Here is a 21,886-nt window from a genome sequence, read left to right on the forward strand (position 1 = left end):
GAAGGCGCCACCGCAGAACGGCAGTTGGAACCGGGCGCGGGCAAAAGCCAGTCAGTCGAGCCCGGCGCGAGCCGGGCGAGCGGCCGTGGCGCATCGCCAACCGCCCTGCGCCAACCGCCCCGCAGCAATCGCCCTGCCCCAACCGCCCCACGGCAACCGCACCCCAGCCGTAGAGCCAGAACTCGTCGAGTTCACCCCCGTCACCCTGAAGCAGCGGAATTCTGCCCGGTGTTGGCGGTCGCCCGGACCGACCCGCGCTCCCTCAGCTCAGTCTCGCCCGCGCCAACTGCCGTGACTGGGCCACCAGTCGGTCCGTGCTGTCCCAGACCTCCGCGTCCTCCTCCAGGAAGCCGCCGGCCAGGTTGCGGGTGGTGATCGACACCCTCAGTGGTCCTGGTGCGGGGCGGGAGCGGACGTGGACCGTGAGTTCTACCGTCGGGACCCAGCCCTTGAGGCCGATCTCGAAGGCCGTTGGCGGGAGCGCGTCCACTGCCAGGAGGAGGGAGAGGGGGTCCGCGTCGCGGCCGTCCGCGAGGCCGAACCAGGAGCGCATCTCGCCCTTGCCGGAGGGAGCGCCGAGGGCCCAGCCCAGGGTGGACGGGTCGAGCTTCAGCATCAGGCGGTCGGTGATGGCCGAGCTGCCATCCACCGGTGCTGGGCCGTCCTCCGGGCCGAAGCACTGGTCCATGGGTGGGAACACCGGCGGGCGGGCCGTCGTGCGGACGTCGTCCGGGAGTGTGTCCAGGTCGCCGTAGGAGGCGAGGACGCGGATGCGTTCCACCTCGCGGCCCTCGTCGTCGTACTGGAGGAGGGACGCCTGGCCCGTCGAGAGGGTGCGGCCGGTGCGGACGACGTCCGCGCGGATGACCGCCGGGCCCGGCTGGGACGCCGTGAGGTAGTGCGCGGAGATCGTGAACGGGTCCGGGTGCGGGAGCGCGTCCGCCAGGGCCCGGCCCAGGACGGACAGGAGGTAGCCGCCGTTGACCGCGTTGATGATCGTCCAGCCGGCCGAGAGGTCGATGTCGTAGACGCCCGGGGCGCGACGGGTGACCGCCGTGTCGCGGTCGAACTCACTGTCACCGATCACGGCCCGCGTGGCCGCCGGTGCGGAAGCTGCTTCTGGCATACGTGAACCGTACAATAGGTAATTACTAAGCGGTAGCTTTGGTGTTGCGGGCATATGAAAACACCGGCCGGTCGGGTGAGGTTCCGGCAATTTCTTGGTAAGTGTCCGTACTCGTCCGTGACCCACGGCCCGTGATCCCCCTCTTTGGGGACATGAGCCTCACCGGGACTCCGTTCCTCTACACCGCCGTCGTGCTGACGATCGTCGCCCTCATACTGCCGCTCGTGCTGTGGTCGCGGATGCGCGGCCCCAAGGCCGTACGGGTGGCGGCCCGGGCCCTGATGCTGCTGTTCGCGCAGGCCACGGCCGTCACCCTGGTCTTCGTCATGGTCAACAACGAGAACAACCTGTACGACAACTGGGCCGACCTCCTCGGCACCGGCAACCACGTCCAGCAGGCCGCGAACCTCGGCAAGAACGGCACCGGCAACATCTCACTGAACCGGCTGCCCAAGGTCAAGCAGGACTTCTCCCCCGCCGAGGGGCCCGGCATGCGCGCGGCCGGCGGGGTGGAGGTCACCCAGCTCAAGGGCCAGGTCTCCGGCGTCAACGCCGAGGTGTACGTGTGGCTGCCGCCGCAGTACAAGGAGGCCGCCTACCGCAACCACAAGTTCCCGGTCGTCGAGCTGCTGCCCGGCTATCCCGGCTCGGCGAAGGCCTGGTTCGGGTCGCTGCACGCGACCGAGCAGCTGCTGCCGCTGATGAAGAGCGGCCGGGTCGCGCCGTTCATCCTGGTCGCGCCGCGCACCAATCTGCTGGCCGGCGTCGACACCGGCTGCGCCAACATCACCGGCACGGTCAACGCCGACACCTGGCTGAGCGTCGACGTACCGAAGATGGTCATGGACAACTTCCGTGCCCAGCCCGCCCCTTCGGGCTGGGCGGTGGCCGGCTACTCGGCCGGGGCGCACTGCGCGGTCAAGCTCGCGGTGGCCCATCCGGACCGCTACCGGGCGGCCGTGGGCATGTCCGGCTACAACGACCCGATCGCGGAACGCAATTCACTCGCGGCGGCGAGCCCGGCCCTGCGCGCCGCGAACAACCCGTATCTGCTGCTGAGGGCCAAGAGGACCCCGCCCGCGATCGCGCTGTACATCTCCGGCGAGTCCGGCGACGGCTACCAGGCGGGCACCGCCCTGGCCTCGGTCGCCAAGGCGCCGACGACCGTGCACGTGGTGTTCCTGCCGCGCAGCGACGGCGGTCACACGATGGCGCTGTGGCGGCCGCAGGTGACGACGGTGTTCCGCTGGCTGACCCTGGAGATGGGCAAGAACCATCCGCACGCGAAGACCAGTGGCACTACTCCTCACGGACGGTCGAACGCCGGTTCCACGCACGCGGAGCTCGCCAGTGGAACCGCATCGCGAGCAGGCGCAACACGAAAGCGGTGACGATCGCGAGCCCACTGGTGAGGGGGGTCAGCGCGTCGTAGTGGATGCAGAGCACGGAGATGGTGGCGCCGACGATCGCCGGGACCGCGTAGAGGTCGCGGTCCCAGCGGAGCAGGGACGGGGTCTCGTTGGCGAGGACGTCCCGCAGCACACCGCCACCGACGGCGGTGGCCAGACCCAGGGCGGCGGAGGAGGTGAGGCTGAGCCCGTAGTCGTACGCCTTCACCGTGCCCGAGACGCAGAACAGGCCGAGTCCGGCCGCGTCGAAGACGTTGACGCCGGCCTGGATGCGCTCCACGTGCGGATGGAGGAAGAAGACGAGGAGCGCGGCGAAGAGCGGGGTGATGAAGTACCCCAGGTCCGTGAAGGCGGCCGGGGGCACCGCCCCGATGATCACGTCCCGGAAGATCCCTCCGCCCAGCGCGGTGACCTCGGCGAGCACGGCGATGCCGAACACGTCGAAGTTCTTGCGGACGGCCAGCAGCGCGCCGGAGATGGCGAACACGAAGATGCCGACGAGGTCGAGCGTGTGCTGGACGGAGGGGCTGAACAGTTGCTGAAGCACCCCACATTGTTACCCGTGGGTCGTCAGAGGGTGGGCTTGCCCGTCGTGTAGAGCCAGGTCTGGAACAGGTCGTCGAGCTGCTGGCCGCTGATCTTCTCGGCGAGCGCGATGAACTGCTCGGTGCTCGCGTTGCCGTAGCGGTGCAGCTTCGTCCAGGCGGGCAGGAGCTTGAAGAACGCGGTGTCGCCGATGCGTTCGCGCAGCATCTGGAGGGTCATCGCGCCCCGCTGGTAGACGGCGGAGGCGAACATCGTGTCGCGCTGCGGGTCCGCCACGACTGTCCCCCAGAAGGAGCTGTCGGCGGGGCGGGCGTTGTAGCCGGCCAGGAACGAGTCGTGGGCGGTGCGGGTGCCCTGGTGCTCGGCCCACAGCCACTGGGCGTAGGTCGCGAAGCCCTCGTTGAGCCAGATGTCCTTCCAGTGCGCGACCGACACGGAGTCGCCGAACCACTGGTGGGCCAGCTCGTGCACGATCGTCGTCTCGCTGCGCACGGCGGAGTAGGCGGGCTTGGACTGCACCTCAAGCGAGAACCCGGCCTCCGGCATGTCGTCGACGATCGCGCCGGTCTCCTCGAAGGGGTACGGCCCGAAGACCTGCGACCAGTAGTCGGTGGCGGCGGCCGTCACGGCGTACACGTCGACGCTGTTGCTGTTGGCGAGGACCGGGTCGATCGCGACGTAGATCGGGGTGCCGCCGGGGGTCGTCCCCGTCTTGACGTCGAACTTCCCGATGGTGGCGGTGGCGAGATAGGTCGCCATGGGCTTCGACTCCCGCCAGTGGGTGTACGTCGAGTCGCCCTTGTCGTACGTCGAGACGAGGCGGCCGTTGGAGACTCCGGTGAGGCCCTTGGGGGCCTTGATGCGGATGTCGTAGGTGGCCTTGTCCGAGGGATGGTCGCTGGACGGGAACCAGGTGGAGGCGGCGTTCGGTTCGCAGGCGACGAAGACTCCGTCGGCGGTCTTCATCCAGCCGTAGTCGGAGCCGAACACGATGGGGCCGTTGAGGGGTTCGGGCACCCCGCCGTAGGTGACGGAGACCGTGAAGTCCTTGCCCTTGCGGAGGAAGTCCCGTGGTGTGATGCGCAGTTCGTCGCCGGTGCGGGTGAACTGGGCGCGTCTGCCGTTCACTTCGACCTTGGTGACCTCCAGCTTCTGGAGGTCCAGGTCGAAGGAGGAGAGGTTCTGGGTGGCGCGGGCGGTGAGGGTCGTACGGCCGTCGAGGCGGTCGGTGTCCGGGTTGTAGGCCACGTCGAGGGTGTAGTGGCGGGCGTCGAAGCCGCCGTTGCCGAGCTGGGGGAAGTAGGTGTCACCGATGCCGTCGGCGCCGGGGGTGGGGGCGGAGGAGGCGGCTATGACAAGAAAAGAGGCCGCCGCGGTCGCGAGGGCCCCTAAACGTGCCGAACGGGAGAGTGCCATGAGTCGTCCCTTCGGTATGTAGTCCGATTCAGACGGATACGGACGACTCTGCACTGCCCCAACTCGTCATGTTCATGACTTTGCCAAGTCGTCATACAGTGTGACCCAAGCCACACTTGAGAGTCGATATGCGCGATTACGTACAGAGAGTGCCACTTTCACCGGACCCACAGACAGGGAAAAACGGACATCCCGACAAACTTGCCGACGGCATCAAAGAAATAGTTGAGCTTTGCTTGAGATTCCATTGCAAGGGAATGGTAAATCAAACTTGTCGGCCTCAGCACCTGCCGATAACTTCGGACCCGCCAGAACAAGAAAGCGCATCAGCGCAAAGAAAACGGGGTAGAGAAATGCGGAAATTCGGAATCGCCGGGCGCGTTGTCGCGACGACCGTACTCCTGGCGGGCGCCTCGCTCGCCGCGCCGGCCGCCTACGCGTCGACGAACGCCCCGATGGGCTGCGACACCGATCCCTTCATCAGCATCAGCGCCTACGGCACGCACTACTACAAGCCGATCGGCTCGACCGCCGGCAAGTACAACGGCAGCAGCAGCAGCGAGACGCTCACCTACGCCCTGACCACCACCGTGAGCCGCTCGACCAGTTGGACGGTCGGCGGCAGCGCCAGCGTGGGCTGGGGCATCGGCAAGGTCGAGGCGAAGTTCGACCACAACGTCACCAAGACGACCACGAAGGGCGTCACGGTGACCGACACGCTGAATGTCCCCGGAAAGCGCTACGGCTATGTCACGCCCAAGGTCGAATTCCGTCGGTTCAATATCCGCAAGGAGCACTACGGTGCGAATTGCAAAGTGGTCGTCAACAAGGACTACGGCGTGATCGACGTGATCTGGACGTACCCCTTCTTTTCCGAGTGCACGGGGAAGCACGCCTGCACGCCGAAGCCGTAACGGCCAGCGGCCGGCCAGGCAGGCAGGCGAAGACCGGTAAATGAAAACGTCGGCCGGGCGGGAATCATCCCGCCCGGCCGACGTCTGTCCGGACCTTGTGACCAGAGGGTCGGTCCTACTGCCGCTGCTCCGGCGTCTCGCCCTCAGCCGCGGGAGCCTCGGGCTCGGCAACCGGCTCAGCCTCGGTACGTGCCTCTGCCGCCGCCTCAGCCGCGACCTCCGCCGCCACCGCGGCCGACGTCTCCGCCGACTCCTGAAGCGCCCTCTCGCCGAGCAGCTTCTCGGCCTCCTTCGCGACCGTCAGCAGGACCGTGTCCTGCGGGGCCTGGTCCGCGAAGTTCTCCGGGTGATGGCAGGCGACCTGCTGGCCGGGCATCAGCTCCAGGAGCGGCGGCTCCGTCGTCGTGCAGATCTGCGTCGCCTTCCAGCACCGGGTGTGGAAGCGGCAACCGCTCGGCGGCGAGATCGGCGAGGGCACATCACCCTGGAGCAGGATGCGGTCGCTCTTCGCGTTCTTCCGCCGCGGGTCCGGGATCGGCACCGCCGACATCAAGGCCTTGGTGTACGGGTGCATCGGCGCCTTGTACAGCAGCTCGCGGTCGGCCAACTCGACGATCTTGCCGAGGTACATGACCGCGATCCGGTCCGAGACGTGCCGGACGACCGAGAGGTCGTGCGCGATGATCACGTACGTGAGGCCGAGCTCCTGCTGAAGGTCGTCCAGCAGGTTCACCACCTGCGCCTGGATCGACACGTCGAGCGCGGACACCGGCTCGTCCGCCACGACCAGCCTCGGGTTGAGCGCGAGCGCGCGGGCGATGCCGATGCGCTGGCGCTGACCGCCGGAGAACTCGTGCGGATAGCGGTTGTAGTGCTCGGGGTTGAGGCCGACCACCTCAAGCAGCCGCTGCACTTCTCTCCTGACCCCGCCCTCGGGCTCGACGCCTTGGAGCTTGAAGGGGGCGCCGACGATCGTGCCGATAGTGTGGCGCGGGTTCAGCGACGAGTACGGGTCCTGGAAGATCATCTGCACATTGCGGCGCAGCGGGCGCATGCCGCTCACACCGAGGTGCGTGATGTCCCTACCCTCGAACTCGATCTTTCCGCCGGTCGGTTCGAGTAGCCGGGTGATCAGCCGCCCCATCGTCGACTTGCCGCAGCCCGACTCGCCGACGACACCCAGCGTCTCGCCGGACCTGACCTCGAAGTCGAGGCCGTCGACCGCGTGCACGGCGCCGACCTGCCGCTGCAGCAGGCCCTTCTTGATCGGGAAGTGCTTCTGCAGCCCGGTCACCTTCAGCAGGACCTCGCCGGGGGCAGTGCCCTTGGTGAGGGTCCCGCCCTGCTTCTGCGGCTCGTCGGCCTGCGCGGGAATCGTCACCGCTTTGTCGTCGTCACTCACAGCTTCGGCGCAATCTCTTCGGTCCAGATACGCTCCCGCTGTTCCTTGCCCAGGTGGCAGGCGGCCCAGTGCCGGGTGCCGACCTCGGCCAGCTCGGGGCGGACGGTGCGGGTGACGTTGTCCTTCGGGAGGTCCGCGTACGGGCAGCGCGGGTTGAAGGCGCAGCCGGACGGGACGTTGATCAGCGAGGGCGGGGAGCCCTTGACCGGGATCAGGCGGTCCTGCTGCTCACGGTCGAGCCGCGGCATCGAACCGAGCAGGCCCCAGGTGTAGGGGTGGCGGGGCTCGTAGAACACGTCCTCGGCCGGTCCCCGCTCGACGCAGCGGCCGCCGTACATCACCAGGATGTCGTCGGCCAGTTCGGCGACGACGCCCAGGTCGTGGGTGATGACGATGACCGCGGAGCCGAACTCCTTCTGCAGGTCCCGGATGAGGTCGAGGATCTGCGCCTGGACGGTCACGTCCAGGGCGGTCGTCGGCTCGTCCGCGATCAGCAGCTCGGGGTTGTTCACCAGCGACATCGCGATCATCGCGCGCTGGCGCATACCACCGGAGAACTCGTGCGGGTAGCTGTCCACCCGCTTGTCCGGCTGCGGGATGCCCACCCGGTCGAGCATCTCGACCGCGCGGCGCTTGGCGGTCTTCTTGTCGACGTTGTGGTGGATCCGGTACGCCTCCACGATCTGCGCGCCGATCGTGTAGTACGGGTGCAGCGCGGAGAGCGGGTCCTGGAAGATCATCGACATCTGCCGGCCGCGCAGCTTGCGCACGTGGTCGGGGTCGGCGGACAGCAGCTCGGTGCCGTCCAGCCAGATCTCGCCGGAGATCTGCGCCTTGCGCTTCCCGTACTGACCGGCGGTGTGCAGGCCCATGATGCCGAGCGAGGTCACCGACTTGCCGGAGCCGGACTCGCCCACGATGCCGAGGGTCTTGCCCTTCTCCAGCGAGAAGCTGAGGCCGTCGACGGACTTGACCAGGCCGTCGTCGGTGGGGAAGTGCACCTTCAGGTCGCGCACTTCGAGGAAGGAGGTCGGAGCCGGCGACGTGCTCGTGGGTTCGCCCACGGCCGCTCCGGTCTTGCTCAGTTCCGTCATGAGAGCCTCACTCGGGGGTCGATCACGGCGTACAGGATGTCCACCACGAGGTTGGCAAGCAGCACCGCGAGAGAAGTGATCAGGGTGACACCCAGAATGACGGGCAGGTCCTGGTTCTTGATGGCGCCGAGCACCGCCTGGCCGAGGCCGGGCAGGCTGAACGTCGTCTCGGTCAGGATGGCACCACCGATGAGCGCGCCGAGGTCCATGCCGAGCATCGTCAGGATCGGCGTCATCGTGGAGCGCATGGCGTGCTTGCCGATGACGACCTGTTCCTTGAGGCCCTTCGCGCGTGCCGTGCGGATGTAGTCCTCACCGAGGATCTCCAGCATGGTGGCGCGGGTGATGCGGGCGTACATGGCGGCGTAGAGGAAGGCGAGGGTGATCCAGGGCAGGATCATGCCGCCCAGCCAGCCGGAGAAGCTCTGGTCCAGCGGCACGTACTGGCCGTTGATCCAGTTCAGCCCGTAACTGAAGATCGCCAGCGAGAGCAGACCCGTGAAGTAGATGGGCAGGGACACACCACCGAGGGCGACGACCATGGCCGTCCGGTCCCAGACGCTGCCCCGCTTGAGCGCGGAGAGCACACCCGCCGCGACACCGAAGACCAGCCACAGCACGGCGGCACCGAGCGCGAGACCCAGGGTCACTGGGAAGCGGTCGGTCAGCTGCGGCCACACGGCCTGCTCACTACGGAACGAATAGCCGAAGCAGGGCGCGGCACAGTGGGTGACGTCACCGCCGGCCGAGTAGGTGCGGCCGACGAAGATGCCCTTGAAGAAGTGCCAGACCTGCACGAAGATCGGGTCGCTCAGACCCAGCTTCTCCCGCACCGCCTCGACGGCGTGCGGGTCGGCCTGCTTGCCCACGAAACTCGTGGCGATGTCGACGCCCGCCCACTTGGGGACGAGGAAGAAGATGCTGAAGACCACCAGGATGATGACGACCAGCATCACTGCGGCGGCGAACAGCCGCCTGATGAGGTAAGCGAGCACAGCTAACGGCCCGCCGCGGGACCGTGGGCCACCGGAGGTCTTCCGGTGGCCCACGGTCCCGCCGCGCCGGCCTTCACCTGCCTTTCGTGCCGTACGGCGGGTGTGCCGGAATTACTTCGTGGACTTCAGACCGATGTTGACGAAGTCGTAGTAGCCGCTGTACGCGTTCGTCGTGTACACGTTGGCGATACGCGAGGAGCGCCAGTTCAGGAGTCGCTCGAAGGTGAAGGGCAGGTAGTACGCGCCCTCGGTGACCTTGTGGTTGATCTCCGTGGCGATCTGTGTCTTCTTCGACTCGTCCAGCGCGGCGTTGTACTGGTCGAACAGCCCGTCGATCGTCTGGTCCTTGATCAGGGCGAAGTTGTTGTTACCGCTCTGCAGGATGTAGTTGCTGTCCCACAGCGGGGCGCCGTAACCCTGGACGGTCGGGAAGTCCGCGCCCCAGCCCATGATGATGATGCCGAGCTTCTTCTTCGCGACGTTCGAGGGGGAGCCGATGATGCCGGAGCTCTGCGAACCGTCGTACTGGTAGATGTCGGCCTGGATGCCGACCTTCTTCAGCGCCGCCTGCAGGGACGTGGCCGTGGCCACCTCCTGCTGCTTGTTGTTGCGGACGGCGATGGTGGTCTTGAAGCCGTTCGGCTGACCACAGGCCTTCAGCGCCTTCTTGGCCAGGTCGTCGTTGCCGGTCTTGTTGGCACCGGAGATCCCGTACGGGTCGTACTTCTGGCCCTCGCCACCGGCGATGGCGGGCGGGAGCATGTTGGTGCCGATGTCACCACCGGCGATCGGGCCACCGCGCGCGGTCTGCAGCGACACGTGGTCAGCCGCGTAGATGACCGCCTTGCGGCACTCGATGTTGTCGAACGGCTTGACGCTCTGCGGGAAGACCGCGTAGCGGATGAAGCCGGAGATCGGGTTGTCCAGGTTGGCCTTGTGCTGCTTCAGGGCGATGGTGCGGCCCTGCGGACCGAGACCCGTCTGGCTGGCGTCGATGTCGTAGTCGCCGTTGATCAGACGCTGGTCCATGTCGGACTGGTTCGAGGAGATGGTCAGCGAGATCGTGTCCGGGTACGCCTTGCGCACCGGGTCGGACGACGCCTTCCAGTTGGTGTTGCGCACCAGGACCAGCTTCTTGCCCGGGCTGTACGACTGGAACTTGTACGGGCCGGAGGAGAAGGGGTGCAGCGTGTACTTCGCCTTGGTGTCCTTGTCCTGGCGGACCGGGGACGCCGTGACCATGGCGAGGACCTGCTTGAAGTCCGAGTTCGCCGTGGGCAGGTGGAAGACGATCGTCTTGGCGTCGGGTGTGGAGATCGCCTTCAGACCGAGCTTGTCCGCCGAGGTGTCCTTGTACGGACCCTTGTAGGTGCCCTTGGGGTCAAGCATCTGCTGGAGGTAGATCGGACCGCCGGACAGCACGTCCTGCGCCCAGACGCGCTCGATGCCGTACTTGATGTCCTGGGAGGTGATGGCCTTGCCGTCCTCCCACGTGATCCCGTCACGCAGGTGGAAGGTGTAGGTCTTGCCGTCGGCCGAGACCTGACCCATGTCGGTGGAGAGGTCGGGCGTGAGCTCGGCGCCCGCGGCACCCGGCTCGGTCTTGAAGGTGAGCAGCTGACGGCTGTAGTACCGCGAGAAGTCCCACATGAAGCCGTAGTAACCGCGCGTGGTGTCCCAGAAGTCGGCGTCCTGGGCGGAGACGAACTTGAGCTCGCCGCCCTTCTTGACCAGCGAGGCCTGGGCGACCTTGTTGTTCGCCGCGTCGAAGCCGGCGGCGCCGGACTTCGAACCGCCGCCGCCGTCGTCGCTGCTGCCGCCGCCGCACGCTGCCAAGGCCAGCATGCCGGCGACCGCGGCAGCAGCGGCAAACGCCTGCTTACGCCGCCCTGTGGTGCGTTGGGTAGTCACGATCTCGGATCCTCCGGATTTGATGAGAGACCCCGTGTAGATGGCACGGGACGCTTGGGGTAAGGCGGTTCAGCGGGAGCCCTTCGGGTCCAGCGCGTCCCGCACGCCGTCGCCGAAGAGATTGAAGGCCAGAACGGTGATGAAGATCGCCACGCCGGGAACGACCATGTACATGGGGTCCGAGTCGTAGTAGTCGATCGCGGTGGAGAGCATCTGTCCCCAGGAGGACGTGGGCGGCTTGACGCCCACGCCCAGGAAGCTGAGTGCCGCCTCGGTGAGGATGTTGGTGGGGATCATCATCGTCGTGTACACGATGATCGGCGCGACCAGGTTGGGCAGCAGTTCCTTGAACAGGATGTAGAAGCGTCCGGCACCCAGCGATCGGGCGGCCTCGACGTACTCGCGCTCACGCATCGAGAGCGTCTGTCCGCGCACCACGCGTCCGATGTACGGCCAGCCGAAGAAGCCGATCACCAGGATCATCACGAACACACGCACGCTGGATCCGCTCAGGCCCAGCATCTCGTTCGGCATCACGGAGACCAGCGCGATGATGAAGAGCAGCTGCGGGAAGGCCAGCAGACCGTCCATGACGCGGCTGATCGCCGAGTCGACCCAGCCGCCGAAGAAGCCGGCCAGGATGCCGAGGACGGTGCCCAGCACGACGGCGACGATCGCGGACAGGAAGCCGACGAGGAGCGAGATCCGGGCGCCGTAGAGGATCCGCGCGAAGATGTCGCGGCCGTTGACGGGCTCGACGCCCAGCAGGTGGTCGCCGCTGATGCCGCCCAGCGACCCCGTGGGGGTGCCGTACAGCGGGTCGATCAGGCTCTCGTGGAAGGTGTCCGGATCCTGCCCGATCAGGTTGGCGATCACCGGGGCGAGAACTGCGACCAGAATGAGGACGAGCACGACAATGCCGCCCGCGAGGGCGAGTTTGTCGCGCTTGAGGCGCTCCCAGGCGATCCGGCCCAGGGAACGTCCCTGCACGGCCTTGTCACCGGCGGCAGCAGCCGCCGCTTCTTCGGCCGCGCTCGGGGCCGCTTCCGCGGTCGGCTCGTGCAATGGTGCCGTCATCTGGCAGGGACCCCTCTCAACCGGCGGTAGCCGGCCCACACTTGCCGCTGTGGCGGCCATGATCAGTCCGTCGTACATCGGGGCGAACGGCCCCTGGTGCGGGAGTCTTCAACGCTTTGGTGATCTGCTGCCAGACTTGGCGGTGAATGGATGCGCAAACGTGATGCGGTCAGGAGGGTTCCGTTATACGGACAACGGGTAACGCCCCCCGGACGCGGGGCAGTTGGGACAGATCACCGATTCGACGCCTTTCGGGGCATCGCACCGCCGTCTACGCGCGGAGAAATATGCCGTAGACGTAAATCCTGCGGAGAAGCTGGGAAGAGGACTCGCGGGCTCAGTATCCACCACGGGCGGGTGGGTACCCGTACCCGCCCGCCTGAGCGGGGGCGGCATGGGCCTCACGGTCGTAGAACGGGCGGGTGTTCGCCCGCAGCCACAGCGCCACCGGGTCGTAGTCGTCGGACATCGCCACGGTCGACACCGGCAGCCCGTCCGGGACCGCGCCGATGGACTGCTGCATCATCGCGCGCACCGAGTCCACGGCGGGCGGACTGGTGTCGTACACATCCAGACCGATCGCGAGATACGGCGCTCCGAGCGCGGGCTGCACCCAGGCGCGGCGGAGGGTGCGGACCGCCGGGGTACGGTGGGCGTTCTGTGTGAGCAGGCCGTAGAACTGCGGGACCTCGATCGCCGGTTCCGTCAGGCGCAGCGGCCCCGCGGGCTGGCGCTCCAGGCCGGTGGCGATGCGGCGCAGGTCCAGCCAGGGGATGCCGAGGCCGCCGCCGGGGGCGTGCGGGTTGAGCCAGAGGCCGAAGTGGTCCGGATAGAGGGTGCGGGCCACGTCCAGGCCGTCGACCACCTCGTACGAACGGTTCCAGCCGCTCGCCGACAGCTCCTGGGCGGAGGTGACGCAGGGGGCGTAGCCGTAGCCCTCGACGTGCATGTTTCCGTACTGGGCGTCCGGGGAGCCGGACTGGCCGTGCCACAGGAGCATCCAGATCTGGCCGGAGTGGGGGGTCGCGAGGGCGCGCAGGAGCGCCTCGTAGGCGTCGTAGCGCCCGGGCGTCACCTGGCGCAGCATGTGCTCGACCTGGCCGGTCGCGGTGCCGCTGGCGCTCACGTGTACCGCCCCTTCTGGTGGTTGGCCTGCGTTGGGGTCCAGCTTAAGCGCCCAATGGGTCGGGGCTCAGTGTCCGTTGGCGAGTGCGGGTCGTGTGCGGCTGGACGCGGAGTTTCTAGTGACCCTGTGTATAGAAGGGGCGCACTGTTTGCCGCATCCAGTCCGCCACCGGGTCCTGGGTCACATCCAGGAGGACCAGGTTTACCGGCCACTTGACCTCGGTCCTGGTGAGGGCCCGGGACAGGGCGTCCATCGGGACCGCCCTCAAGTCGCCCTCCCAGTTGGTCAGTTCGACGCCCACGAACATCACCGGGTCGGCGGTCTCGATCGCGGCCAGGCAGCGGCGGGCCGTGCCGACCACTCCGGTGCCCGCGAACTCGGCGGAGGCCGCGGCCAGGAAGTCGACCGGGTCGTCCTGCCAGTCGGGCTCGAAGAGGCGGACCCGGCCGCCGCTGGTCGGGCCGTCGAGGGCGGTGCGGCCGATGCGGCACAGCTCGGCCACGGCGGGGGGCGGGAGGGGGATGCCGACCACGCCGTCCGGGTTCACCGCGATGCCCACCTGCGGGGGCAGCCCGCGGGCGAACTCCACCGCGGGCGCGATCGTGAACGACAGATGCGAGCCGACGACCTGGCGGAACTGCTCCTCGGAGCTGAAGACCGGGACGAAGGCCTGGCCTTCGATGTCCAGGGTGGGCAGGTCCAGGGGTCCGCTGTGCGGGCCGCCGCCGCTGGGCAGCGGGACCCAGACGAAGCTGCGGGCCAGCACCTCGATGATCCGGCCGCCGGCCGAGGGCAGGCCGAGGGAGACCGAGAGCACCTCCTCCAGCTCGTTGCCGGGCCATCCGCCGTGCGGATGCGGGTGGGGGTACGCCTGACCGGGGAAGTCCGCCGGGAAGTCCATCTACCTACCGCCTGCTGGTGAAACCGCCTGCTGTAAACGTGCTGTGACGGAAAAGGCTAGCGGCTCAGCCCGCGAAGTCGATCCGGCGCAGCACGTCCGCCGCGTCCCGGTCCAGCAGCACCGCCGAGCCCACGCCGTGCGGCAGGTCGCCGCGCTCCACGGCGCGCAACAGGCGGGCGGCGGCCCGGCGGTGGCGCAGGAACGCGTACCGCGAGACACCCCGGCCGCGCTCGCGCTGGCCGTCCAGCGCGGTGTCCGGGCTGACGTCGAGGAACACCAGGTGCAGGGTGCCGCCGCGGCGGCGGGCGGCGCGGGCCAGCCAGCCGCGCACCCAGGTCTGGGTGCCGCAGTCGTGCACGACCGCTCCGGACGTGGAGCGCAGGGTGCGGTGCAGTCCCGTGTAGTGGGCGAGGCGGACCAGGGGGCGGTAGACCGCGTACGGGAGCAGATCCGATATGCGGGACATCCGGGTGTCCCAGCGGTCCCGGGCGTCCTGGCTGTCGACGCGGGCGCCGTCGCCCGGCACCGCGCGCCGCATCAGCGTGGACTTGCCGCTGCCGGGCAGGCCGGTGACCACGACGAGGTCACGGGGGCCGAAGCGGAGTCCGTGCGGGCTGCGGCCCGCGCGCTCGCGCAGGTCGCGGACGACCGGTGCCGGGCGGGCCGGGCATGCCTCTCCGGCCGGGGCCGCGGGCTGCTCGGGCACTGCTACGGCCGAGGTCGTGGCGTACACCGTGGTCCTTGTCACCGTGATCGTCCTCCCTGCGGGGTCAGGAAAGGTTCTCCCCAACGAACGTAAAGAGAAGGTAATGCACGGTGTCTCGCGGTTCCGTTCGCTTCCGGCCACAGGCCTGTTACAAAGCCTGTGCGATGATGTGCGCGCCTAACTGCATACCGGCCGCTTGAATCCGCGCGGGAGAGTCCCCAGGCATCTGTTGCTGGGGCGCCGAAGGAGCAAGTCCCTCCCTTGAATCTCTCAGGCCCAGTTACCGCGCGGGCGAGGCACATCTGAAAAGCGGACCGCCCGTCCCGGTGGTCCCACCCAAGGTGCAACCCATGGCCCGTGCGTGTCCCGCGCGGTCATGGCGAACCTCTCAGGTTCCGATGACAGATGGGGAGGAACGACCTCGCCGTCATGCCTTGGGAGACCGACCGATGAGCAGTACCGCCGCCCCCCGTCGTATCGCGCTCGACGCGCTGCACCGCTCGCTCGGTGCGACGATGACCGACTTCGCCGGCTGGGACATGCCGCTGCGCTACGGTTCCGAGCGCGACGAGCACCTCGCCGTCCGCACGAAGGCCGGCCTCTTCGACCTCTCCCACATGGGCGAGATCACGGTCACCGGACCGGAGGCGGCCCGACTCCTCAACTACGCGCTCGTCGGCGACATCGCCTCCGTGGGCGTCGGCCGCGCCCGCTACACCATGATCTGCCGTGCCGACGGCGGCATCCTCGACGACCTCATCGTCTACCGGCTGGCCGACACCGAATACATGGTTGTGGCCAACGCGTCCAACGCCCAGATTGTCCTGGACTCGTTGGTCGAGCGCGCCGAGGGCTTCGACGCGGTCGTCCGCGACGACCGTGACGCTTACGCGCTGCTCGCCGTCCAGGGCCCCGAGTCCCCCGGCATCCTCGCCTCGCTCACGGACGCCGACCTCGACGGCCTCAAGTACTACGCCGGTCTCCCCGGCACGGTCGCGGGCGTCCCCGCGCTGATCGCCCGCACCGGCTACACCGGCGAGGACGGCTTCGAGCTGTTCGTCTCCCCCGGCGACGCGGAGAAGCTGTGGCTGGCACTGACCGAGGCTGGGGCGCCGACCGGGCTGATCCCGTGCGGCCTGTCCTGCCGCGACACCCTCCGCCTGGAGGCCGGGATGCCGCTCTACGGCCACGAGTTGTCGACCTCCCTCACCCCCTTCGACGCCGGACTCGGCCGGGTCGTGAAGTTCGAGAAGGACGGCGACTTCGTCGGACGTACGGCCCTGGAGGCCGCCGCCGAACGCGCCGCCGCGCAGCCGCCGCGCGTCCTGGTCGGCCTGGTCGCCGAGGGCCGCCGGGTCCCGCGCGCCGGATACTCCGTGGTCGCCGACGGCCAGGTGATCGGCGAGATCACCTCCGGCGCCCCCTCCCCCACGCTGGGCAGGCCCATCGCGATGGCCTACGTCGACGCGGCGCACTCGGCGCCGGGTACGACCGGTGTCGGTGTGGACATCCGGGGCAGTCACGAGCCGTACGAGGTCGTGGCGCTGCCGTTCTACAAGCGCCAGAAGTGACAGTCGTCGTAGCGTCGGGTCCGTGACCGGGCGGATCACCGCTGCTCAACCACGCCCTCCGCGTCTCCCCCCTTCACCAGCACTCCACCGCGTACAGGAGAATTCACGCCATGAGCAACCACCCCGAGAATCTGCGGTACAGCAAGGAACACGAGTGGCTGACGGCCGCCGTCGACGGTGTCTCGACGGTCGGTATCACCGAGTTCGCGGCCAACGCGCTCGGCGATGTCGTCTACGCCCAGCTGCCCGAGGTCGGTACGACGGTGACGGCGGGCGAGTCCTGCGGCGAGCTGGAGTCGACCAAGTCGGTGTCAGACCTGTACGCACCGGTCACCGGTGAGGTCGTGGAGATCAACACGGCCGTCGTGGAGGAGCCCGCGCTGGTCAACTCCGAGCCCTTCGACGGCGGTTGGCTCTTCAAGGTACGGATCACGGACGAGCCCGGCGAGCTGCTCTCCGCGGACGAGTACACCGCCTTCACCACCGCCGCCGGCTGAGGAGTCGTAGAAACATGTCCGTCCTGAACACCCCGTTGCACGAGCTCGACCCGGACATCGCCGCCGCGGTCGACGCCGAGCTGCGCCGGCAGCAGTCCACGCTGGAGATGATCGCCTCGGAGAACTTCGCTCCGGTCGCGGTCATGGAGGCGCAGGGCTCGGTCCTCACCAACAAGTACGCCGAGGGATACCCGGGCCGTCGTTACTACGGCGGTTGCGAGTACGTCGACGTCGCCGAGCAGATCGCGATCGACCGGGTCAAGGAACTGTTCGGCGCCGAGTACGCCAACGTCCAGCCGCACTCGGGCGCCTCCGCGAACCAGGCCGCCCTGTTCGCGCTGGCCCAGCCCGGCGACACGATCCTCGGCCTCGACCTGGCGCACGGCGGCCACCTCACCCACGGGATGCGGCTGAACTTCTCCGGCAAGCAGTTCAACGTGGTCGCCTACCACGTGGACGCGGGGACCGGTCTGGTCGACATGGCCGAGCTGGAGAAGCTCGCCAAGGAGCACCGCCCGAAGGTCATCATCGCGGGCTGGTCGGCGTACCCGAGGCAGCTGGACTTCGCCGAGTTCCGCCGGATCGCGGACGAGGTCGAGGCGTATCTGTGGGTCGACATGGCGCACTTCGCGGGGTTGGTGGCGGCAGGCCTCCACCCGAACCCCGTCCCCTACGCGGACGTCGTCACCTCCACCACCCACAAGACGCTGGGCGGCCCGCGCGGCGGAATCATCCTCGCCAAGCAGTCCTTCGCGAAGAAGCTCAACTCCTCCGTCTTCCCCGGTTTCCAGGGCGGTCCGCTGGAGCACGTGATCGCCGCCAAGGCGGTCTCCTTCAAGGTCGCGGCGGGCGAGGAGTTCAAGGAGCGCCAGCGGCGTACGGTGGAAGGCGCGCGGCTGCTCGCCGAGCGACTGGTCCAGGACGACGTGAAGGCCGTAGGGGTCGACGTCCTGTCGGGCGGCACGGACGTGCACCTGGTCCTGGTCGACCTGCGCAACTCCGAACTCGACGGTCAGCAGGCCGAGGACCGGCTCCACGAGGTCGGCATCACGGTCAACCGCAACGCCGTCCCGAACGACCCGCGGCCCCCGATGGTCACGTCGGGCCTGCGCATCGGTACCCCGGCGCTGGCGACCCGCGGCTTCACGGCCGAGGACTTCGCCGAGGTCGCGGATGTCATCGCGGAGACGCTCAAGCCGTCGTACGACGTGGCGGGTCTGAAGGCCCGGGTCACGGCGCTGGCGGAGAAGTACCCGCTGTATCCGGGCCTGTAGTCGGCCCGTCCGGCTGTAGTCGGCCACCGGGGGCGCCGCGCACAATGAGAGGTGTGCGCGGTGCCCCACCCCCTCGCACCACCCCGCACGTCTTGCGTTCTTCTGAGGAGTCACCGTGGCCATCTCGGTCTTCGACCTGTTCTCGATCGGCATCGGCCCGTCCAGCTCCCACACGGTCGGCCCGATGCGGGCCGCCCGCATGTTCGCGCTCCGGCTGCGCAACGAGGAACTGCTCGACTCCGTCGCCTCCGTCCGCACCGAGCTGTACGGCTCGCTCGGCGCGACCGGGCACGGGCACGGCACCCCGAAGGCGGTGCTGCTCGGCCTGGAGGGCGAGTCGCCGCGCACGGTGGATGTGGAGGGGGCCGACGAACGGGTCGAGCAGATCAAGACGGCCGGACGCATCCGCCTGCTCGGCGAGCACGAGATCCCGTTCGACTTCGACGCCGACCTCAAGCTGCACCGCCGTAAAGCCCTGCCGTACCACGCGAACGGCATGACGCTGTGGGCGTACGACGCGGCGGGCGGCGAGCTGCTGTCCAAGACGTACTACTCGGTGGGCGGCGGATTCGTCGTCGACGAGGAGGCGGTGGGCGCCGACCGGATCAAGCTGGACGACACGGTCCTCAAGTACCCGTTCCGCACCGGCGACGAGTTGCTGCGCCTCACGCAGGAGACCGGGCTGTCGATCTCCGCGCTGATGCTGGAGAACGAGCGCGCCTGGCGCACGGAGGAGGAGATCCGGGCCGGGCTGCTGGAGATCTGGCGGGTGATGGGGGCGTGCGTGTCGCGGGGCATGTCGAGGGAGGGCATCCTGCCCGGCGGCCTGCGGGTCCGCCGCAGGGCCGCCATGTCGGCACGCCAACTCCGGGCGGAGGGCGACCCGTTGGCGCACGCGATGGAGTGGATCACGCTCTACGCGATGGCGGTGAACGAGGAGAACGCGGCGGGCGGACGGGTGGTGACCGCCCCCACGAACGGCGCGGCCGGCATCATCCCGGCGGTCCTCCACTACTACATCAACTTCGTGCCGGGCGCCGACGAGGAGGGTGTCGTCCGCTTCATGCTCGCGGCCGGCGCCATCGGCATGCTCTTCAAGGAGAACGCGTCCATCTCCGGCGCGGAGGTCGGCTGCCAGGGCGAGGTCGGCTCCGCCTGCTCGATGGCGGCGGGCGCACTGGCCGAGGTGCTCGGCGGCTCCCCCGAGCAGGTCGAGAACGCGGCCGAGATCGGCATGGAACACAACCTCGGCCTCACCTGCGACCCCGTCGGCGGCCTCGTCCAGATCCCCTGCATCGAACGCAACGGCATGGCCGCGGTGAAGGCGGTGACCGCCGCGCGGATGGCGATGCGGGGGGACGGCTCCCACAAGGTGTCCCTCGACAAGGTCATCAAGACGATGAAGGAGACGGGGGCGGACATGAGCGTCAAATACAAGGAGACGGCGCGGGGTGGGCTTGCGGTGAACATCATCGAGTGTTGACGGTATAGGCCCTGACCAGCGCGTTCTCATCTTTCAGCGCTGTCGGGGCCTTCCCTGCTTACGCGGCCGAAAGTCCCTGGAATCTCCCTGGGACAGGCCTGGAAGTCCCTGAAAAGTCCCTGGGATGTCCCCTAGGACAGGCGTCTGGCCTGGGGAATCGCAACACCGTCGATTGCTGCTCCGCTTCGCGCAGGCCGTCGACAACCGCGAGGATGTATCAAATCGATCCCCTAAGGCCACCACAGGGGTACTATTCGATACATGAGTGCTGCGGAGACCTCACGCCTGGAACAGCGACTGACCGGCCTCACCCCCACGTTCACGACGGCACAGGCACGTCAGGCCCTGCTCTCCCCCCGTGATCTGACGTCCTTGGTCGCAGCGGGAGAGATAGACGAACTGTCCCGGGGGGTCTACCGACGGGCAGACGCACCGGAGACAGCGCACGCCGATCTGCTGGCCGTGTGCGCGCGGGCTCCGCGCGCCATCGTGTGCGGCGAGTCCGCCTTGGCCCTGCATGAGCTCATCGACGACATCCCCACATCTGTACACATCGCCGTGCCACGCGGTACACGCCGCCCCACGATCTCCTACCCCCCGACCGTGGTGGCGCAGTACGCCCCGGCGACCTTCGCCCTCGGCGTCGAACGATTCGAAGCAGCCCCAGGAGAAACCATCCCCGTGTACAACGCCGCCCGCAGCGTCGTCGACGCCATGCGCCACCGCAGCCGCATCGGCGAGACCCTCGCCCTGTCCGCGCTCGGCCGCTATCTGCGCCAGGGCGGACGCCGTAACGTCGGCGAACTCCAGGACGTCGCACGCGAGTTGGGTGCTCTCTCCGTCATCCGCCCTGCCGTCGAGGCGGTGCTCGCCTGATGGCCAACCCCACGCGTGACACCACCGCCGGCCGCGTCTACAACGACCTGCGCAACCTGGCCCGCCGCACCAGCCGCTCAACAGACGAAATCATGGTCGAGTACGTCCTCGAACGCTTCCTCTACCGCCTGGCCGCATCGCCCCTCGGCCGCGAACACTTCGTCCTCAAGGGTGGCCTGCTCCTCGCCCAGTTCGGCGCACGCCGGATGACCCGCGACATCGACATCCTCGGCCGCTCATTCCCGGGCACCGAAACCGAGATCGTCCACAGGATCGGGGCCATCGCCACTAACGAGATCGACGACGGAGTCGTATTCGATCCCGCGACGCTCAAGACCGTACCTATCCGCGAGGAGGACGAGTACCACGGTCTACGCCTGTCCATGGCCGCCTCCATCGCCCGAGCACGACTCAAGCTCCAACTGGATGTCAGCTTCGGCGATCCAGTCACTCCCGGCCCCCGGATCATCGACTACCCACAGCAACTCACGACGGACAGTTTCCAACTCCTCGGCTACCCACTCGCCACCGTCATCGCCGAGAAGCTCTCCACCGCCGTCTCACTCGGCGACCTCAACACCCGCGACCGCGACTACGGCGACCTCTACCGCCTGCTCACCCTCAACGACCTTGACGGCCAGGAACTCACCACCGCGCTAACCGCCACAGCCGCACACCGCGGCATCACCCTGAAACCCCTCAGCACCGCCATCAGTGACCTCGGCGAGCGTCGCCAGACCTCGTACACCGCCTGGCGCCGGAGACAGGGCCCCGCCGCGACCGGCTACCCCGAACGCTTCACAGACGTCGTCCGACAAGTCACCGCGTTCGCCGACACACTTCTCAACGACGACGCCATCACCCTCGCTTGGAGTGCGGCGACCCTCACGTGGTCATGAACCAGACCCGGCCGACCGGCCAAACCTTCGGGGCGAACCCAGGACCTACGCATTGCGAGGGCCTGCGCGATCGTGACGGTCGCTGACCCGTGATCGCGCTCGATCCGCTTTTCCCTCGTCAGCGAATCAGCGCGCCGGGGGGCACGATAAATGCTGTGGCGCGCGCCGGAGGTGCTTCTGTCCGCCCTGACGTGGGTCGAGGCCGGTCCGGGACACTGAAGGTGTTCGTTCCGGTCGAAACCGACGCTTCTGTGATGCCGGTGAGCTCGCAGGTCAGCATGGTGCCGAGGGCTATCCACGGGAACCGTGAAGTGTTGCTGTGAGCACGCGCGTCCGAATCCTTGGTCCACCTTGGCCCTCCCGGAACATGGACGTTCTGGATGAATTCTGCGCCAGCCTGGACATCAGCTAGAAGGACGCCAAAGCGCCCGTCCGCACCCTGACCACGAAGCGGCGGGGAACGTTCACCACCCAGAGAACCAACAAAAAACCTACCTGCAGGCCCGCTACAAACGGATGACTGCCCGCCGCGACTCCTAACGCGCCGTACGCCGCGCGATCACCGTACTCAACCAGCTCGGATACACCGTCACCCTCAACCCGGTCCAAGACGCAGCCTGAACATCCACAGACCAAGTGCCCGGCGGCCACAACGACCACCGG

The 21,886-nt window shown here is 68.1% G+C and carries 19 protein-coding genes and 2 riboswitches; of the genes, 8 read left to right on the top strand and 11 right to left on the bottom strand.

Features of this window, described 5'->3' with window-relative positions:
- Nucleotides 1-262: 262 nt before the first annotated feature.
- Entirely contained in the window at nt 263-1,126 is an 864-nt protein-coding gene (locus ACWIHT_RS20555; RefSeq protein ID WP_456169555.1) for a thioesterase family protein, read from the bottom strand.
- Between the two features lie 152 nt (nt 1,127-1,278).
- On the opposite strand from ACWIHT_RS20555, the gene ACWIHT_RS20560 reads away from it, so the two are divergent.
- Entirely contained in the window at nt 1,279-2,517 is a 1,239-nt protein-coding gene (locus ACWIHT_RS20560) for an alpha/beta hydrolase (protein WP_456169657.1), read from the top strand.
- Here ACWIHT_RS20560 and ACWIHT_RS20565 read toward each other — a convergent pair.
- Together ACWIHT_RS20565 and ACWIHT_RS20570 are read right to left on the bottom strand one after the other, a co-directional pair.
- On the bottom strand, nt 2,426-3,082 hold the full coding sequence (locus tag ACWIHT_RS20565) for a trimeric intracellular cation channel family protein (protein ID WP_200677955.1): 657 nt from the start codon (nt 3,080-3,082) through the stop codon (nt 2,426-2,428). The genes ACWIHT_RS20560 and ACWIHT_RS20565 overlap by 92 nt on opposite strands.
- Before the next feature lie 23 nt (nt 3,083-3,105).
- Nucleotides 3,106-4,497, bottom strand: coding sequence for a M1 family metallopeptidase (locus tag ACWIHT_RS20570; RefSeq protein ID WP_456169557.1), 1,392 nt, complete (start codon nt 4,495-4,497; stop codon nt 3,106-3,108).
- 353 nt (nt 4,498-4,850) lie between these two features.
- Between ACWIHT_RS20570 and ACWIHT_RS20575 the strand changes: the two genes are divergently transcribed.
- Complete coding sequence (locus ACWIHT_RS20575; protein WP_456169558.1) at nt 4,851-5,411, top strand: hypothetical protein; 561 nt, start codon at nt 4,851-4,853, stop codon at nt 5,409-5,411.
- Between the two features lie 115 nt (nt 5,412-5,526).
- Here ACWIHT_RS20575 and ACWIHT_RS20580 read toward each other — a convergent pair whose 3' ends face one another.
- The 8 genes from ACWIHT_RS20580 to ACWIHT_RS20615 all read right to left on the bottom strand — a co-directional run bounded on the left by ACWIHT_RS20580 (nt 5,527) and on the right by ACWIHT_RS20615 (nt 14,671).
- Nucleotides 5,527-6,813 (bottom strand): ABC transporter ATP-binding protein, encoded by a 1,287-nt coding sequence (locus ACWIHT_RS20580; RefSeq protein WP_456169559.1) that lies wholly within the window; start codon nt 6,811-6,813, stop codon nt 5,527-5,529.
- The gene (locus ACWIHT_RS20585) at nt 6,810-7,907 is read right to left on the bottom strand and encodes an ABC transporter ATP-binding protein (RefSeq protein WP_456169560.1); all 1,098 of its coding nucleotides are present in this window, start codon (nt 7,905-7,907) and stop codon (nt 6,810-6,812) included. Before ACWIHT_RS20585 ends, ACWIHT_RS20580 begins: the two co-directional genes overlap by 4 nt.
- Nucleotides 7,904-8,902: an ABC transporter permease gene (locus ACWIHT_RS20590; protein ID WP_456169561.1), complete on the bottom strand. Its 999-nt coding sequence runs from the start codon at nt 8,900-8,902 to the stop codon at nt 7,904-7,906. The genes ACWIHT_RS20585 and ACWIHT_RS20590 overlap by 4 nt, the downstream gene beginning before the upstream one ends.
- A 111-nt stretch (nt 8,903-9,013) precedes the next feature.
- Complete coding sequence (locus ACWIHT_RS20595; RefSeq protein WP_456169562.1) at nt 9,014-10,813, bottom strand: ABC transporter substrate-binding protein; 1,800 nt, start codon at nt 10,811-10,813, stop codon at nt 9,014-9,016.
- 69 nt (nt 10,814-10,882) lie between these two features.
- Entirely contained in the window at nt 10,883-11,890 is a 1,008-nt protein-coding gene (locus ACWIHT_RS20600) for an ABC transporter permease (protein ID WP_456169563.1), read from the bottom strand.
- Between the two features lie 337 nt (nt 11,891-12,227).
- The gene (locus ACWIHT_RS20605; RefSeq protein ID WP_456169564.1) at nt 12,228-13,016 is read right to left on the bottom strand and encodes an enhanced serine sensitivity protein SseB C-terminal domain-containing protein; all 789 of its coding nucleotides are present in this window, start codon (nt 13,014-13,016) and stop codon (nt 12,228-12,230) included.
- Between the two features lie 115 nt (nt 13,017-13,131).
- Nucleotides 13,132-13,917, bottom strand: a complete 786-nt coding sequence (locus ACWIHT_RS20610; RefSeq protein WP_456169565.1) for an enhanced serine sensitivity protein SseB — start codon at nt 13,915-13,917, stop codon at nt 13,132-13,134.
- 64 nt (nt 13,918-13,981) lie between these two features.
- Nucleotides 13,982-14,671 carry an AAA family ATPase gene (locus ACWIHT_RS20615; protein ID WP_456169659.1) on the bottom strand — a complete coding sequence of 230 codons (690 nt, stop codon included), beginning with the start codon at nt 14,669-14,671 and terminating at the stop codon, nt 13,982-13,984.
- A 149-nt stretch (nt 14,672-14,820) separates the two neighbouring features.
- Nucleotides 14,821-14,919: riboswitch (glycine riboswitch) on the top strand.
- Nucleotides 14,920-15,038: riboswitch (glycine riboswitch) on the top strand. It begins immediately after the preceding riboswitch.
- A 34-nt stretch (nt 15,039-15,072) separates the two neighbouring features.
- Between ACWIHT_RS20615 and gcvT the strand changes: the two genes are divergently transcribed.
- From gcvT to ACWIHT_RS20645, 6 genes are all read left to right on the top strand, one after another.
- A complete protein-coding gene (gcvT, locus tag ACWIHT_RS20620) occupies nt 15,073-16,194 on the top strand; it encodes a glycine cleavage system aminomethyltransferase GcvT (RefSeq protein ID WP_456169566.1) in 1,122 nt (373 codons plus the stop codon).
- 110 nt (nt 16,195-16,304) lie between these two features.
- On the top strand, nt 16,305-16,691 hold the full coding sequence (gene gcvH / locus ACWIHT_RS20625; protein ID WP_456169568.1) for a glycine cleavage system protein GcvH: 387 nt from the start codon (nt 16,305-16,307) through the stop codon (nt 16,689-16,691).
- A gap of 14 nt (nt 16,692-16,705) precedes the next feature.
- Nucleotides 16,706-17,965, top strand: a complete 1,260-nt coding sequence (gene glyA, locus ACWIHT_RS20630; RefSeq protein ID WP_456169569.1) for a serine hydroxymethyltransferase — start codon at nt 16,706-16,708, stop codon at nt 17,963-17,965.
- 115 nt (nt 17,966-18,080) lie between these two features.
- Nucleotides 18,081-19,448, top strand: coding sequence for an L-serine ammonia-lyase (locus tag ACWIHT_RS20635; RefSeq protein WP_456169570.1), 1,368 nt, complete (start codon nt 18,081-18,083; stop codon nt 19,446-19,448).
- 261 nt (nt 19,449-19,709) lie between these two features.
- A complete protein-coding gene (locus ACWIHT_RS20640; protein WP_456169571.1) occupies nt 19,710-20,324 on the top strand; it encodes a type IV toxin-antitoxin system AbiEi family antitoxin domain-containing protein in 615 nt (204 codons plus the stop codon).
- Nucleotides 20,324-21,223 carry a nucleotidyl transferase AbiEii/AbiGii toxin family protein gene (locus tag ACWIHT_RS20645; RefSeq protein ID WP_456169572.1) on the top strand — a complete coding sequence of 300 codons (900 nt, stop codon included), beginning with the start codon at nt 20,324-20,326 and terminating at the stop codon, nt 21,221-21,223. The genes ACWIHT_RS20640 and ACWIHT_RS20645 overlap by 1 nt, the downstream gene beginning before the upstream one ends.
- The last annotated feature ends 663 nt before the right edge of the window (nt 21,224-21,886 follow it).

The sequence above is a fragment of the Streptomyces sp. NPDC002276 genome (assembly GCF_053891435.1).

Coding starts and splice junctions, on each gene's coding strand:
- ACWIHT_RS20555 (WP_456169555.1), bottom strand. CDS start 1,126: ATGCCAGAAGCAGCTTCCGCACCGGCGGCCACGCGGGCCGTGATCGGT.
- ACWIHT_RS20560 (WP_456169657.1), top strand. CDS start 1,279: ATGAGCCTCACCGGGACTCCGTTCCTCTACACCGCCGTCGTGCTGACG.
- ACWIHT_RS20570 (WP_456169557.1), bottom strand. CDS start 4,497: ATGGCACTCTCCCGTTCGGCACGTTTAGGGGCCCTCGCGACCGCGGCG.
- ACWIHT_RS20575 (WP_456169558.1), top strand. CDS start 4,851: ATGCGGAAATTCGGAATCGCCGGGCGCGTTGTCGCGACGACCGTACTC.
- ACWIHT_RS20585 (WP_456169560.1), bottom strand. CDS start 7,907: ATGACGGAACTGAGCAAGACCGGAGCGGCCGTGGGCGAACCCACGAGC.
- ACWIHT_RS20600 (WP_456169563.1), bottom strand. CDS start 11,890: ATGACGGCACCATTGCACGAGCCGACCGCGGAAGCGGCCCCGAGCGCG.
- ACWIHT_RS20610 (WP_456169565.1), bottom strand. CDS start 13,917: ATGGACTTCCCGGCGGACTTCCCCGGTCAGGCGTACCCCCACCCGCAT.
- gcvT (WP_456169566.1), top strand. CDS start 15,073: ATGAGCAGTACCGCCGCCCCCCGTCGTATCGCGCTCGACGCGCTGCAC.
- gcvH (WP_456169568.1), top strand. CDS start 16,305: ATGAGCAACCACCCCGAGAATCTGCGGTACAGCAAGGAACACGAGTGG.
- glyA (WP_456169569.1), top strand. CDS start 16,706: ATGTCCGTCCTGAACACCCCGTTGCACGAGCTCGACCCGGACATCGCC.
- ACWIHT_RS20640 (WP_456169571.1), top strand. CDS start 19,710: ATGAGTGCTGCGGAGACCTCACGCCTGGAACAGCGACTGACCGGCCTC.
- ACWIHT_RS20645 (WP_456169572.1), top strand. CDS start 20,324: ATGGCCAACCCCACGCGTGACACCACCGCCGGCCGCGTCTACAACGAC.